Origin of the sequence: Vibrio sp. Vb0888 (genome assembly GCF_033338835.1) — a bacterium.
GTDB lineage: Bacteria > Pseudomonadota > Gammaproteobacteria > Enterobacterales > Vibrionaceae > Vibrio > Vibrio alginolyticus.
In genome coordinates this window covers 1-14,288 of the sequence record NZ_JAWOTL010000010.1, presented here as the reverse complement: position 1 = coordinate 14,288, position 14,288 = coordinate 1, and the positions used below count along the sequence as shown (strand labels likewise).

The 14,288-nt window shown below is 43.8% G+C and carries 12 protein-coding genes and 1 pseudogene; 8 read left to right on the top strand and 5 right to left on the bottom strand.

What is annotated here, in order from left to right; genetic code table 11:
- Nucleotides 1–118 precede the first annotated feature (118 nt).
- The 3 genes from R7P72_RS14810 (at nt 119) to R7P72_RS14800 (ending at nt 5,033) form a co-directional block, all read left to right on the top strand.
- A complete protein-coding gene (locus tag R7P72_RS14810; protein ID WP_053307814.1) occupies nt 119–853 on the top strand; it encodes an IclR family transcriptional regulator in 735 nt (244 codons plus the stop codon).
- Between the two features lie 6 nt (nt 854–859).
- A complete protein-coding gene (locus R7P72_RS14805; RefSeq protein ID WP_025768977.1) occupies nt 860–1,699 on the top strand; it encodes an arginase family protein in 840 nt (279 codons plus the stop codon).
- Nucleotides 1,700–2,006: 307 nt separating this feature from the next.
- A complete protein-coding gene (locus R7P72_RS14800; protein ID WP_213906900.1) occupies nt 2,007–5,033 on the top strand; it encodes a DUF6701 domain-containing protein in 3,027 nt (1,008 codons plus the stop codon).
- A 65-nt stretch (nt 5,034–5,098) separates the two neighbouring features.
- On the opposite strand, the gene R7P72_RS14795 is transcribed toward R7P72_RS14800, so the two are convergent.
- The 4 genes from R7P72_RS14795 to pcp form a co-directional block, all read right to left on the bottom strand.
- Entirely contained in the window at nt 5,099–6,391 is a 1,293-nt protein-coding gene (locus R7P72_RS14795) for a DEAD/DEAH box helicase (RefSeq protein WP_005386186.1), read from the bottom strand.
- A 170-nt stretch (nt 6,392–6,561) separates the two neighbouring features.
- Nucleotides 6,562–7,548 carry a CobW family GTP-binding protein gene (locus tag R7P72_RS14790; RefSeq protein ID WP_017635758.1) on the bottom strand — a complete coding sequence of 329 codons (987 nt, stop codon included), beginning with the start codon at nt 7,546–7,548 and terminating at the stop codon, nt 6,562–6,564.
- A gap of 63 nt (nt 7,549–7,611) precedes the next feature.
- A complete protein-coding gene (locus R7P72_RS14785) occupies nt 7,612–7,875 on the bottom strand; it encodes a hypothetical protein (RefSeq protein ID WP_053303741.1) in 264 nt (87 codons plus the stop codon).
- 197 nt (nt 7,876–8,072) lie between these two features.
- Nucleotides 8,073–8,711 (bottom strand): pyroglutamyl-peptidase I, encoded by a 639-nt coding sequence (gene pcp / locus R7P72_RS14780; protein ID WP_170897013.1) that lies wholly within the window; start codon nt 8,709–8,711, stop codon nt 8,073–8,075.
- Nucleotides 8,712–9,000: 289 nt separating this feature from the next.
- Between pcp and R7P72_RS14775 the strand changes: the two genes are divergently transcribed.
- The 4 genes and pseudogenes from R7P72_RS14775 (at nt 9,001) to trpB (ending at nt 12,060) form a co-directional block, all read left to right on the top strand.
- The gene (locus R7P72_RS14775) at nt 9,001–9,249 is read left to right on the top strand and encodes a hypothetical protein (RefSeq protein WP_005375646.1); all 249 of its coding nucleotides are present in this window, start codon (nt 9,001–9,003) and stop codon (nt 9,247–9,249) included.
- A gap of 306 nt (nt 9,250–9,555) precedes the next feature.
- A complete protein-coding gene (locus R7P72_RS14770; protein WP_005375644.1) occupies nt 9,556–9,768 on the top strand; it encodes a cold-shock protein in 213 nt (70 codons plus the stop codon).
- Between the two features lie 359 nt (nt 9,769–10,127).
- Nucleotides 10,128–10,436: pseudogene (locus tag R7P72_RS14765) on the top strand (S1 RNA-binding domain-containing protein); the annotation flags it as partial.
- A gap of 400 nt (nt 10,437–10,836) precedes the next feature.
- Complete coding sequence (trpB, locus tag R7P72_RS14760; protein WP_213906901.1) at nt 10,837–12,060, top strand: tryptophan synthase subunit beta; 1,224 nt, start codon at nt 10,837–10,839, stop codon at nt 12,058–12,060.
- A gap of 131 nt (nt 12,061–12,191) precedes the next feature.
- Here trpB and R7P72_RS14755 read toward each other — a convergent pair whose 3' ends face one another.
- Complete coding sequence (locus R7P72_RS14755) at nt 12,192–13,649, bottom strand: DUF3360 domain-containing protein (RefSeq protein ID WP_005375642.1); 1,458 nt, start codon at nt 13,647–13,649, stop codon at nt 12,192–12,194.
- A gap of 418 nt (nt 13,650–14,067) precedes the next feature.
- Between R7P72_RS14755 and R7P72_RS14750 the strand changes: the two genes are divergently transcribed.
- Nucleotides 14,068–14,288, top strand: a 221-nt coding sequence (locus R7P72_RS14750; protein WP_195754004.1) for a VF530 family protein, incomplete at its 3' end; no start/stop codon positions are given.

The following is a 14,288-nucleotide window of genomic DNA, read 5'->3' as shown; positions in this document are numbered from 1 at the left end:
AAAGTCTTTACCGGTCTGTTTCTCATCATGTAAGAATTACCCATTAAAATTATTTTTCTTTTCTCAGTAATTAAGAATTATATTTGTCGTAACTCCTACAACACGTTACAACACTCTCATGACGACAAACAAAGCTAATGCTAACCAGGTAAACGAAAAATCACTGCAGTTGTTAATGCAAGTTGCAGTTAGTCCGTTCCCAGTTTCTGCGAAAGCGCTAAGCGAGCAATTGAACGTTCCTTTAAGCAGCCTTTACCGACACTTAAAACTGCTTAAAGAGTGGAACTTGATCGAAGAAAGCGTTCACGACAAGACATTTGTCGTTGGTCCAGCGGCATTATTACTCATGCACAGCTATGAGACCGCGCAACATGGGCTCGACATGGTCGAAACCATACTGGCTAGGTTGGTACAACAAACCGGGGAAATGGCCGCTTATATGGTACCAGCTGGTTATCGTGCGCTTTGTGTCAGACAGAAAGAAAGTATGCAGGCGCTGCGTTGCAGCTTCGTCCAGGGTCAAAGTCAACCTCTGCTGCGCGGTGCCTCATCTAAAGTGATGCTCGCTTTTATGCCTCAAAGTCGATGCGAGAAAATCTTGAGATATTTTAATCAAGATCACCGACGCGACGAGTGGGAAAAAGAGCTCACAACCATCCGTAAACACGGATATGCCGTCAGTACTTCTGAGATTGACCCTGGTGTTTCAGGTATAAGCGCACCGGTAATGAAAGGAAGCAAACTGATTGGCGCAGTCTCGGTGATGGCTCCGGCCCACCGAGTCGAAAAGGATAAGCAGCGCATTATTTTACATGTACTGCAAGCGGCAAGGGCACTACCACCAGAAAGGTAATTCATCATGTTAAGCTTTTTCAAACGCTATAAACTCCATCACACAGTGAAACAGCCGCAACATTACCCTTTTTCTTTTATGACAGTGTGTGAGTATTTGCCACCCATGTCTAAGGGCGCGTTTGAATTAGCTGATCAAAGTTTGGAAAATGCTAGTGATTGGCTTTACCAACAACATGATCATGAAACCGCTGAAAACTTTGGTCACTTCAACCACGACAAGCTGGAAAATGGCGAGTTTCAGGAAGCATTAAGCCTTTCGCTTTCTCGCCACTCAATTCCTGTTTTAGTCACTAACTGTACCGAGGCAATCTTGTCCATGTTACCTGTGGTCGTGTCCTATCGAGACGAAGTGGGTGTGGTAAATATTGGACATGACATGAACTTGAAACCAACACTTGAACCACGTTTAGGCTCGGCATTTCATTTTGCTCTTTCTCGCTATCAAAACGTGCGATTATTTTTTGCTGGTGTTAGCGAACAAGATACAAAGCAAGAAACGTGGGAATACGCGGAGGATCAAGGTTGTGACTGGGTAACCGATAAAGAGTTTTCTTTTCGTCATCGCAATAATGTTAAGCAACAGATCGGCAATTACCTAGACCACTGCGACCAAATAATCATTAGTATCGACCTTGGATCTCTAAAAACCAAAAACAGCCTTGATGGCGCGTCAGAAATTGATATCCAAATGGTTCTACGCACGATTAGGCAATGTTTGGTTGCAGGTAAAGTGAGAGCAATTCAGCTCGTTGGCGATCGAGATTGTCTGGTGTATTCGAGACAAACGAAAGCCATACTAGAAGAGTTATATCAGATGGCTCCACTCATCGTTCACGCTGCCTAGCGTTATAAACGTTCAGAATCAGGATCGCGTCCTTCCTGATTCTGAACCAACATGCTTACTTATTATCCTTAACTAACAAATAGTTACACATATAAATCGACACACATCACACTTGCCTCTTGAACTAACCTGACACTTACGTTGTAATAAGGCCGCTAAACTTTGGTATGACATACGAAATAAAAAATAACCAAAGTTCAATAACTAAGCGGCTTCAGAACAAAAAAGTACCGCAGCTATTCCAATTTCAGTGAGCATTTGCTCACGCTCGCTTGATGCCATCTTGTTCCACTCATTAGGACATTTGATGATGCGTCTTTGCAGTATTTTCACTGCGGTTCTTTTTTTACCGCTAACCTCACACGCCACCACTTATGACGTAAAAGATCTATCTGAGTTAGGTCAACTTTGCTCACACAAGAGTTTTAGTATCGAAAGCGATGGCACGACTTATCGCTGTACAGGGAAACTAGTCCTACCCGCTGATGATAAAATTGTCTCCTCATTACCGGAAAAAGAGATAACGTTAAAAGCAGATTATGGAATTGTGTTAGAGGGGAATAATACGATTGGTGAACCCAATAAACGTATCTCTCTACACGCCCTCGCTACCGGATTAACGGTTAACAATGAGAAAGCATCAAACCTCGACGATTACCAAAACAAACACACTGTCATCTATGGTGATCTTCTATCGGCTTATCCAACAAAGCTGCATAACGTACTCATCGATGGGGATATAGAGCTAACAGGTGAGGCCCTTCATATTAATGGTGAGTACAACACCATTATTGGTGACATTTTGACTCACAGCACGACCAATATATTTAATACAAACATCTGTGGTAAGGTCGAATCACAAGGCGAAACACTACACCTAAAAACAAACCATCCTTTACAAGACCATTTTGTCGTCGGTGATGTTTCTGCGCACAAATCTCTGATTATAAAAGATATGTCGATCTATGGTACGGCTGAATCTGTAGGATCGTCAGCTACATTAAGTGGCTCATTCTATAGTTCCACCGCAGCAATTAAATACTTCCAAACATTGAACTTCAACAACGCTCCAAATCAGCCTAGTCAAGTTTGTGGTGAAATCCAACAAACGCCAGGAAGTGCACAAACGAAAGCACAAGACAACAAATACACGCAATACTGTGGATTGGGCGAGGCTGATTGTCACTACTCTTCCCAAGTCTGTCCAATCACCCCTCAAGATGTTCCGAATTGCAGCATGCAGCCACCATCAGAGAACGACTTCGACCTAAGCGTCACACCATCGGACGACATGGCACTGATGTGCGGCGACGATCTTCCGCAATTTACAGCAATGACAACCAATAATGGAGAAGTTGTAAGCGCAGAAGTCAGTGCAGCCCTATCACACCCTGACTTGTTCACTTTAGAGGTGATCAAAGGTCAGCAGACATTAAAAGCAAACCAATTTATGTCTGACGACAATGGTGAGCTCGTTGTTCGAGTGGTCCCGAACGATATTGATACCATCGCGTTAGGTACTAACTACACGCTGACTTTCACTATGGCAGAAGACACCAGCAAGCATCAAACTGTTCGCTTTATGTTTACGCCATTTATGTTTGAGGCCTACTCAAAGACGAAAAGCGCAACTTTAAATGAAATACGCGTTATTGCAGGTAAACCAGAAAACGTGCATACGCGATTGCTTGCTTGTGCCTCCACCGGCAAACCTGTAGTGGCAAGCAACTACAATGGTACGCCTAAGGTTTTTCATCCATTGGTTCAACCATTAGGAGGAAGTGAAGGAAACTTTAGCTATTCAGCGGAATTTAAAGACGGCTTGTCTGAACATGGTCTTATCACGAACGAGTCCGGCATATTTGAAGTGACATTGTCCGATCATTTTGAATGTGAGGGATTTGAAGAGTGTCCAGAAGAAGGCAAAGTGGAAGTGAAAGGGACATTTAATGTGCACTCGCGACCATGGACACTCGCTATTTGTGACAACCAACGTGCTTTGCCTTCTGGCACCTCTGAACAAGGAGAAGGGTTTCTTGCTGCCGGAGAACTTTTCTCTCTAACGGTGAAACCAATCATTTGGCAACCTGACGGCTCTGTAAGTGGATCTGTTGAATCAGCACGCTATTGTGATGCTTCTATCACCCGTAATTTTACGCTTGATGACGCTCCAGCAGCATCGGTTGTCTTGTCGAGTGAGCAACATACGCCATCAGAGACAGCGAACCAAACCTCAAAATTGCTAAAAAGTAGTGACTCACTGGCTCAGGCGCATAATTCAGCCAAGAATGATCAATTCGTCTTTAATGGATTATATTGGGAAGAAGTCGGGAGCTTGAGAGTAAAAGCAAACCTAGAAAGTAAATATCTAGGTATGACTGTGAACGAAGGCTATCGTTACGTTGGTCGTTTTTACCCAAAATATTTTCAAGTGCAAGACCAAGAATGGCACTACCCACATGGCCAAACTTTTGCCTACATGAATCAACCTTTTGAGAAAGTCACTTACGATGTTGTCGCACTCAATGCGAATAAGGAAAACGTGAAGAATTACGTCCACTTTTCGTCTAACCTTCAACAACATTTCGATTTAGGCGAGCTAAGCTCATACTCCGATCGGTTTTTGCCGCCTAAGCCTAAGAAGGTAGACTGGAAACTACTGGGTAGCGCGAGTGTTGGAACGTTTGTTATAGAGAAGCCCTCGACCAATGCGACTTGTAACAATAGCCCATGTTGGAAAAAGAACACGACAGATAAACAATACCCTGATGGCCCATTTAATAAAGGGACTAACAGTGACAGCAGCAAAATAGGTATAGTCACGACTAAAGCCGTTGATGAGGTAAACTTCTTCGACGATATCGAAATACTCACAAAACAACCAGACATTCGATTCGGTCGTTTGAACTTTCAAGATGTAGGTGGCAACCAAGGCATGGTGATCAAAGTGCCACTTGCTGTAGAAACTTGGCAAAACGGTCGATTTATGACTAACTTCGATGACAGCTCAACAACGGCGAATGGTGAATATTACTTCAGCACGCCAATTTGGTCGAATGCGCCTGCAAACAACGCCATGCTTTTTGGAGTTGGGACAATGCATGTTGGCAGGATGACCGATATCGTTGCAAGCCAAATTGACTCAGCACGCGAGCAAATACAATTCCACCTGGATTTAGACGGCTCAGGTAATCGCATCCCTTGGCTGAAATACGATTGGGATAGCTCTACAAGTGAAGAGGAAAACCCACCCGTCATTGTTACGTTTGGTATTCACCGAGGAAACGATCGCATTATTTATCGTGGTGAACCCAATATGCTTGGCCTAAATTAACGCGAAACGGCAAACAAAAAGAGCCCCTCAATTGAGGGGCTCTTTTCATCACAAACTGATGTAATTTACTTTGCGCCACGACGCGCTTTCAGGCGCTTCACCATAGCAAGACGACGCTCTGCCGACCCTTGGTCTGTTGCCGACTGGTTCGGATTATTACGACGACCTTGACGATTCTTGAATGCTGGTTTTGAGTGCAGCTTTTCAATGTAAGATTCACGCTGTTTTGGTTCATAGCCTGCAAGCTCAATACGGCGAATGCGTTGCTGGATTAGATTTTCAACCTGAACCACCGTGAGCTCTTCATCTCGGTTTACAAATGAAACAGCATGACCTTGTTTACCTGCACGACCCGTACGACCAATTCGGTGAACGTAATCTTCCGCTAGGAAAGGCATGTCATAGTTCACAACGTGAGGTAAGTCTTCAATATCTAGACCTCGAGCAGCGACATCGGTAGCCACCATGACACGTGCTTTGCCAGACTTGAACTCTTCTAGCGCACGACGACGAGCGCTTTGAGCACGGTCACCATGACAAACTACCGCTTTGATACCATCAAGTTTCAGCTCTTTTACCACTTCGTTTGCGGTCTCTTTGTAGTTCACAAATACCAACACTTGTTTCCAGTTTTTGCGACCAATTAGCTCTGAAAGCAGTTCCGTTTTTCGCTCTTGATCAACTGGATATAGCACGTGAGCAACTGTTTGTGCCGTAGTATTTGCACGCTCGACTTCGATACGTTTTGGTTTACGCAGAATGTCTTTCGCTAACAGATTTAGCTGGCTTGAAGTCGTTGCCGAAAACATCATGATTTGTGGGTCTGTATCCACATCCAGCATGATCTTACGAACTGCGTGAATAAAGCCCATATCCAAGATACGGTCTGCTTCATCAAACACCAAAAACTCTAAGTGTGCCACCGAGACATTACCTTGTTCGATGTGTTCTTCCAATCGACCAGGTGTAGCCACAAGGATATCAACACCATTTTCCAGTGCCGCAACCTGAGAAGACATTTTACGACCACCGAAAATCGCCGCCACCGACAGATTGGTGTACTTCGTGTAAGCTTTGATGTTGTCAGCAATTTGTTCAGCAAGCTCGCGAGTTGGAGCCAAGATAAGTGCACGAGCAGTCTTACGAGAAGCGCTACGGTTACTGTCTAACAACTGCTGAATCATAGGCAGAGAAAACGCAGCCGTTTTACCAGTACCTGTTTGTGCTGTAGCGAAAATATCATGGCCTTTGCGAGCCATTGGAATCGCCTTCTGTTGAATTGGCGTTAACTTTTCATAACCGCATTCTGCCAGTGCTTTAACCACTTCTGGCGCAAAACCTTGAGATGAAAATGACATTGAGCGTATTCCTTAAACAAACCACTAAAAATAGCTTTAAAAATTTAGCCGTGCACTATACCCGAATTTGAGTGATTTATCTCACTTTTCTCATTGAAACGCTACAAAAGCAAAAACGGCGAACGCAGACAGATTGCTGGCTCAGCGTTTCCGTTTAACATTTGTTCGATTTAACGCTTGATGCCAGACAACTGAAGGAGAATTTGCTCAAGTTCATCCCATGGCAACAGCTGAGAATCTATCACTTCTAATCGTGATTCAAACCCTTCTAAGCTGATTTCATTCACCGACACGACTCGGTTGGCAACATTAAACGCGTAACACCCCTGATCCGTGTTGACCACCGCTTTAACACGTTCAGCCGTTAAGTCCGAAAGCATTGAGAAGAGTTTATCAAAATCAAACGTGTACTCTGCCCCAAACAACCACCCGCAACTAAAATACCCTTGCCCTTTGTTCTCTTTACGCACAAAGGCTTCACCTGGCGGCAACTGGAATTGAGGCTCTTGGTGAGCATGGTCATGATGATGTGACTCGATATGGGAAGAAGCGCTGCCGTAAACCCGTTCGATATCCAAGACTTCTATCGGTAACTCACCATCATGAATAAGCTTACTGAATACTTTTGAGGGAGATTGGTCCGTCACCCAGTCATTAAACACATCAATGTCGTGACTGGTACAAAGGTCAACCTTACTGCCTATAACCACATCTGCGCTATCTAACTGGTCCACGAAATTTTGGTTAGAAAGGTACTTTTCATCACTTAAGTTACGCGGATCAACCAGAGCGATCGTCGCTTTTAGATCAACGTAAGGTTCATACTGTTCTGAGGTAAGCGTCGCGATAACTTGTTTTGGATGGCCAAGGCCTGTCGGCTCAATCAATAAACGGTCCGGTTTTTGGCGCAGTAATGCGGTAATACCGACCGACATTGGCACGCCCGCCGTGCAACACATACAACCACCCGGCACTTCTTTAATCAGCGCACCTTGGTCGGTCATCAATGCACCGTCGATGCCAATCTCACCAAATTCATTGACCAAAACCGCCCAGTTTTCGTTTTCCGGTTTGTTCTTCAGTAGATTTAAAATCGTGGTCGTTTTACCGACACCCAAAAATCCGGTCAGTATGTTGGTTGGTACTCGATTTGACATGCTTATCTCCGACACGTTAGTGCATTAATGCTCCAGCAAAGTATACGGAGAATGTGACTCGCTTCAACGCTTTTTATCGCACTCATCAAGCTCATTGCGTGATGCGTTGGCACACATTTTTCGAGCTTGTTTGGGTTGACTTATCAACTCTGAACGCTTCATATCGGACAAGTACCTACCGGTATAAATAACGCAAGTAAAAAACGCGATAATAGCGACTACGATGGGAAGAACTCCGAGCGTGTTTTCGAATTTAAGCGCAGCAATAGCCAACGCGAAAACAACGACAGAGATAAGTGCGATTGACTTACTTTTGTTGCTTTTCATAATAACTCGCCTTTCGTAAAGTTAGCCCCTAACACCTCCTGTACTAGAGGAATGCCAGTTTGAACAACATCCAACCTGACTATTCAATGCTACTCCTTTCGCTACTTGTGAAATTTGACAAAGCTAACATTTACTACAACATCAAACGACGAGCTTATTTTTATCTTTCAGACACTTACTGGATTTTAAAACACTTACTAGCAAATCGTTCCACCGCTTACCAGGATATCGCTATCATGGGCAATACAAACTTGCGCCACCAGCCTTAGCCCTTCGACTATCATGTCCAAAGACATAGAAGGCTGACTGCCATCTGCTGCTTGTTCTGGCAATAATGGAATATGAACAAACCCGTGACGAATCGGATTGTCTTTCAAGTAATGTTGGATCCCATAAAAGAGATGGTTACATACAAATGTTCCAGCACTGTTGGAAATCTGGCTAGGTATACCCTGCGTTTGCAACGTTTGCACAACACGCTTTATCGGTAGTGTCGAGAAGTAAGCATCAGGACCATCAGCCACCACGGGTTCATCAATCGGCTGATGACCAGCGTTATCTGGAATACGAAAATCATCGACATTAATTGCGACACGCTCTGGGGTTATCGCGCTACGCCCGGCCGCTTGACCTACAGTAATTACACAGTCTGGCTGGTGCGCTTCTATTGCTTCAATAACGACTTTCACTGAGTCATATCGAACTACGGGGACTGGGCAAGTAACTATCACACCGCCTTTTATGGCCGCAGCCTCTAATTGCTTGACCGCTTCTAAGGCGGGGTTAATGGCGTCACCACCAAAAGGTTCAAAACCGGTAATCAGGATTTTCTTCATAACAGCCTTTAGGAAAAGAGTTTTACAAATTATTGCACTCCCCTTCACCCCATCCAATAGCAAAAGTATTGATGAGATAAACCAGACAACATTATGTGACTCATGTCTAACCAGAGAGTGTTTTCTGCCTCATTGAATCTAGGCAAGTTCCGGACTATCGAGACTAACTTATTGATGATTAGTGGCAGGGCAAGGTTCTCTCGTTACATGACTCACGTAGAAGCTTGGTTTCCACGCTTAACTTAGGTAGAGTACGCGACCGCAATGCAATTCGAAGAGATTGAATACAATGAATATTGATAACCATGTAATCGAAACGATTGAAGAGTTAGAGGCATTTCTGCATTTAGTAGAGAGCGGCGCTCTCGGCCTTGAGGGTGTCACTGGCGTTGCGCTAGCCACCTCTAATACCGATGGTCGTCCATTTGTTGCCGTATTAGGAGAAAAGCACCAATTACTCCTCGGTCGCTGGGTTTCGCAGCACGTATATGACAATGGTAAAGACATCGTTCGTAACGGCCCAACCAGAAAACACTAAGCGCTCGACGCCACCTATAACATCACGCCGTCTTATACACCAAGCGTATGCTTTGAAAGCAATGCGCTTGGTGTACTCAAAAAATAAAAAAGAAAAGGCTAGCCTTTATTAATTTTGTCGGTATACTGCACATCAGCTCTTACGGAAAGAGCTATTAATGTAATTAAAGATCAAAGTTTCTCTCAGTTCCACATCGAATTCCTCGTTTACGTTCCTGCGACAAAATAGTTATCTCTAAAATCATATAGTAGCACTTGATATTAGCTAAAAATTCAATATTTAAAACAATCAAATATAGAGGTATCTATGTCTAATAAATTAACTGGTTCAGTAAAATGGTTCAACGAAACTAAAGGTTTTGGTTTTATTTCTCAAGACAATGGCGGTGATGACGTATTCGTTCACTTCCGTTCTATTGTTTCTGAAGGCTTCAAAACTCTTACTGAAGGCCAAAAAGTATCGTTCGTTGTTGAACAAGGTAACAAAGGTCTACAAGCAGCTGAAGTAACTGCACTGTAATTCTTTGTGTGGCATCAATGTTGTTGGTGCCACAATCCCCTTCCACTTATTACTGCCCTTACTATTCTCTATCTAAGTTTATATACCCAAATCACTTACCTCTCCCACACCATCATTAATCACTTTCAATAAAGTCACTTTGGTATACATCTTTAGGTAATCACACGGTCTACCTTGCAATTCCAGTTTGGAACTAAATTAATCTCATTCATATCTGAATCACTTCGCCTCATGCTTTGCTCATAAAAATAAAGTTTATAAAATAAAAGCGATTGGCGAATATAAGAGAAAAAATGAAATTAAATATATCTGCTCAATCAATAAATTCTAATAACTACGAGCACATAATCCCTAGCTGAGAGGTTGAGTCAACACTGAAATGTCATTACATGAAGCCATTTATCGGACAACACTTCATAGGGACAGCGTCTGGATTCACACACTTCGGAGCATTTGTTGAGTTAGAGGAAAACCGAATCGAAGGTCTCATTCCTTTATCAAGTTTCCAAAATGGTGAATTCGAATTTGATGCAGTCAAACAAAAAATTTCCAGCCAGAGCACCACGTTTACTCTAGGAGCTAAAGTGCACGTGTTGTTTAAATACGCCGATTCGAAACAAAGAAAGATCATGTTCAACTTAAAAGACGCGGAACACGCGGTAGGTTAGCCTGTTTTAGGTTACTTTCTAATCCATTAATCAAAAATAAAAAATAAGCTTTTAATACCGCAATTAACTTGTGACATTTCGCTGACATCGACTCATTCTAAAACCCTAACATCTGACAAAGGAAACGAATCTAATTTTTGTTTCCAGACACCATCGCAGAGTGTATTTCCAGCACTCTGTTTGCCTCGAGAGGTTCTTATGACAGCCTAGGATCTCTCGAGGCTTTTTTGCACCTATTCAAACCACCTGATTCTACATCCCAGCTATTATCCCCTACACAAGCTGTACTTTTTAACTAGTTCACTAGATCGACAATTGTTATTTAAGCAACTGATCACACAACCTCTTCCAAATTTTGGGTATAAAAGTATCAATACTTTCGTTAACTAGGATGTAAATAATGAAAAACTCGTTTGATCTCACTATGCCCAACGAAGAAGGATACTTTGGTGAATACGGTGGTAGCTTTGTTCCACCTGAGCTTGAACAAATCATGCATGACATCAACGCAGCTTATGAGGAATGCTGCAAAGATCCTGAATTTAAAGCGGAACTCGCTCGTCTGTATAAGCACTTTGTTGGACGACCTAGCCCAATCTTCCATGCGGAAAACTTGTCTAAAAAATACGGAGCAGACATCTACCTAAAGCGCGAAGACTTAAACCATACAGGCGCACATAAAATTAACCACTGCTTAGGGGAAGCCATTCTCGCTAAAAAGATGGGTAAGAAGAAACTGATTGCTGAAACTGGCGCAGGACAACACGGTGTTGCGCTTGCTACAGCCGCGGCATTGGTTGGCTTGAAATGCGATATTTACATGGGTGAAGTTGATATCGCCAAAGAGCATCCGAATGTCGTCCGCATGAGAATCCTTGGTGCTAATGTCATTCCTGCCACTCATGGGCGCAAAACCCTCAAAGAAGCGGTAGATTCTGCATTCGAAGCTTATCTGAAAGATCCTGATACACAGCTTTATGCGATAGGCTCTGTCGTTGGCCCTCACCCATTCCCTAAAATGGTACGAGATTTCCAATCAATTATCGGTAACGAAGCACGAGTTCAATTCAAAGAAATGACCGACAAGTTACCCAATAATCTCGTCGCATGCGTTGGAGGTGGTTCTAACGCGATGGGGCTATTTACTGCTTTCTTAGAGGATGAACAAGTCGCCATTCACGGCGTTGAACCTGCGGGCCGCTCTTTGCAAAAGGTTGGCGAGCATGCTGCAACACTCACACTCGGTGAGCCAGGTATCATGCACGGATTTAAGTCTTACATGCTTAAAGATGCGCAAGGCGAACCTCAGGAAGTGTACTCTGTAGCAAGTGGCTTGGATTACCCATCGGTTGGGCCTCAGCATAGTTACTTAAAAGACATTGGCCGTGTCAATTACGGCTCAATCAGTGATGACGAAGCGATTGATGCCTTCTTTGAGCTGTCTCGTGAAGAGGGAATAATCCCTGCTATTGAATCCTCACACGCTGTCGCTTACGCAATTAAACTCGCACAGCAAGGAGAAACCGGCTCGATTTTGATCAACTTATCAGGCCGTGGTGACAAAGACATTGATTTTGTCGTTGAACACTACGGCGCAAAATACGGCATTGAATCACTCATATAGCCTAACTCCGTAGCCTAACCCTACATGCAAAAAGCTACCTGGTACTAGGTAGCTTTTTGTTTTTGTCTACTATTTTAAGAAGCAAGTCCCTTTACTCACTGCTCTCACTATACCTTTAGAGCATAATTCGATTAACCGATAAGAGCTGGAATGCCTGGAAGCTGACCAACAATAGCAAGGGAGCCTGCACAAACGATAAACGCAGTGCCAGGAATCAGATATTTATCTTTGCGCGATAGTTCGTTAGCACGCTCATGGTCGCCGATAAGCCCGAGGTTATCCAACAGCATCGTGATTGCCCAACCGAAGACTGGATTAACGAATGCACAGGCAAAAATACAGATACCCGCACTGAGTGAATCTTTATGCTTATGGATCATCTGCATACCCGCTTCAAGGAGTGGTAAGAATACACCCACAATCAAAGCAACGCGCAGAACAGGTTCCCACATTGCTAGATCCATTGGGTAGCCAATTACCGCCGCCGCAATACACATGAAACCCGTCAACAGAGCGCCACCTGGAATAGGACGCTTGGCAATTGCGGCAGGAATCATGTACGTTCCCCAAGAAGAAGCTAGGTTTCCGCCCCCTAAGAGTGAACCAACCCCCTGACGAACAGATGCTCCGACCATCGTGTCGTCGACATCCATGAGTACACCTTTCGCTTCTTTTGGGTAGTTAAGTTCTTGAAACACACGATGGCCGAGATAATCAGGGGACCACATAGCGACTGCCAGTAGAGCAAATGGAGTCACGGCAATAAAGTGCTCTAGGGTTGGCCAGCCTAGCTGCCAGCCTGTATCTTCACCCCACCAGTAGAATGGACTGAAATTAGGCAGGCCCGGTTCTGTGGTAAAGGCAAACTCAGCGCCCATCAAATAAGCAACAATACCCGCGAGTGCAGAGCACAATGGGATAGCGAGCCAACGTTTATTGATCTTGGCTAAGTAAGCGTAAACCATAACGGTTAGGCCTATGACCACAAACGAAATGTAACCTTGGTCCGTACTTGCAGCCCACGCTTCCGTCTTATTAATTTGCCCGAGCAACCCAACGGCACCAAGGTAGATCAACAACCCTCCTCGAACCCCGATACCAGTCAGAGTCATGAGTTTAGAGCCACCTTTGGTTAAGGCGAGAATTAACCCAAAAACACATACCATCAAACCTAGCGCGAGAGGGTGCCCTCCTGCAGCTGCAATCATAGGAATCAGCGGTATCATTGGGCCATGGGTTCCCGCTAAGTTTGCATTCGGGTTTAGGATGGCAGAAAACAGGATGACGAACAGGGCTCCAGCGATAAGTAATTCGTAACGCACGTTTTCTGCAATGAATTCCGGAGATAAACCAAACTGAGCAGCAAAAGCGGAAACCATGGCAGTGACCATAACCACTTTACCAATGGTTGCTGCTAATGCCGGTACCCAGTCTTCGATTTCAATACTGTAATCACGTGAGGGCAAATGAATTCCCCAGCGACGGAAACTCATGACGGTTAAATCATGATTTAGAAAGTCTTCTCGGTTTTCAAATTCATGCGGTTTTTTGCGCACATCCCTGTAAAAAGTCTTACTTTTGTCAGACATTGAGTCATCCTTTTATGTTTCAACGTTGAACTACGTCAACTAGAGTTTCGCTTGGTAGACAGGCCTTCGACCAATACGAGACAACACCCACATCAAACTTCTAGGCCATACTAAGAAAGCGGCATGAACCAATTTTGATTTTGAGCTTATTAAGCATGTGTTGCTATGGGTAGGAATATTAGACATTAGTAAAAGAACAACAAGAATCTCACTTATTATACAATAATTTAACATCGAGCTGGGACGCTTGAACTTTTAAGAGTCATTTTTGAGCAGAGAGCCAAGTAGAGCGGCCAATTCCGATTTATACTTTCAAGGTAGAGAGCACTGTGCTCGCATCCATCGCAAAGTAACTATAGATATCTCTACATTGTATACTTTGTTAAACTCCGCCCTTTAATGAGTAAGGCCCTTAAAAATGATGACTGACGAAGAGAGAATCGAGCTGCAACAGAACAATCCACTGCACGGATTAAAGCTAGAGACTATGTTGCAAGAGTTAGTGGATTTTTACGGCTGGGACATTCTAGATACAGCAATGCGTTTTAATTGCTTTAACACTAAGCCTTCGATTGCAAGTAGCGTGAAGTATTTAAAGAAAACCGAATGGGCGAGAGAAAAATTAGAAAACTTTTACCT

Coding starts and splice junctions, on each gene's coding strand:
- R7P72_RS14810 (WP_053307814.1), top strand. CDS start 119: ATGACGACAAACAAAGCTAATGCTAACCAGGTAAACGAAAAATCACTG.
- R7P72_RS14805 (WP_025768977.1), top strand. CDS start 860: ATGTTAAGCTTTTTCAAACGCTATAAACTCCATCACACAGTGAAACAG.
- R7P72_RS14800 (WP_213906900.1), top strand. CDS start 2,007: ATGATGCGTCTTTGCAGTATTTTCACTGCGGTTCTTTTTTTACCGCTA.
- R7P72_RS14795 (WP_005386186.1), bottom strand. CDS start 6,391: ATGTCATTTTCATCTCAAGGTTTTGCGCCAGAAGTGGTTAAAGCACTG.
- R7P72_RS14790 (WP_017635758.1), bottom strand. CDS start 7,548: ATGTCAAATCGAGTACCAACCAACATACTGACCGGATTTTTGGGTGTC.
- R7P72_RS14785 (WP_053303741.1), bottom strand. CDS start 7,875: ATGAAAAGCAACAAAAGTAAGTCAATCGCACTTATCTCTGTCGTTGTT.
- pcp (WP_170897013.1), bottom strand. CDS start 8,711: ATGAAGAAAATCCTGATTACCGGTTTTGAACCTTTTGGTGGTGACGCC.
- R7P72_RS14775 (WP_005375646.1), top strand. CDS start 9,001: ATGAATATTGATAACCATGTAATCGAAACGATTGAAGAGTTAGAGGCA.
- R7P72_RS14770 (WP_005375644.1), top strand. CDS start 9,556: ATGTCTAATAAATTAACTGGTTCAGTAAAATGGTTCAACGAAACTAAA.
- trpB (WP_213906901.1), top strand. CDS start 10,837: ATGAAAAACTCGTTTGATCTCACTATGCCCAACGAAGAAGGATACTTT.
- R7P72_RS14755 (WP_005375642.1), bottom strand. CDS start 13,649: ATGTCTGACAAAAGTAAGACTTTTTACAGGGATGTGCGCAAAAAACCG.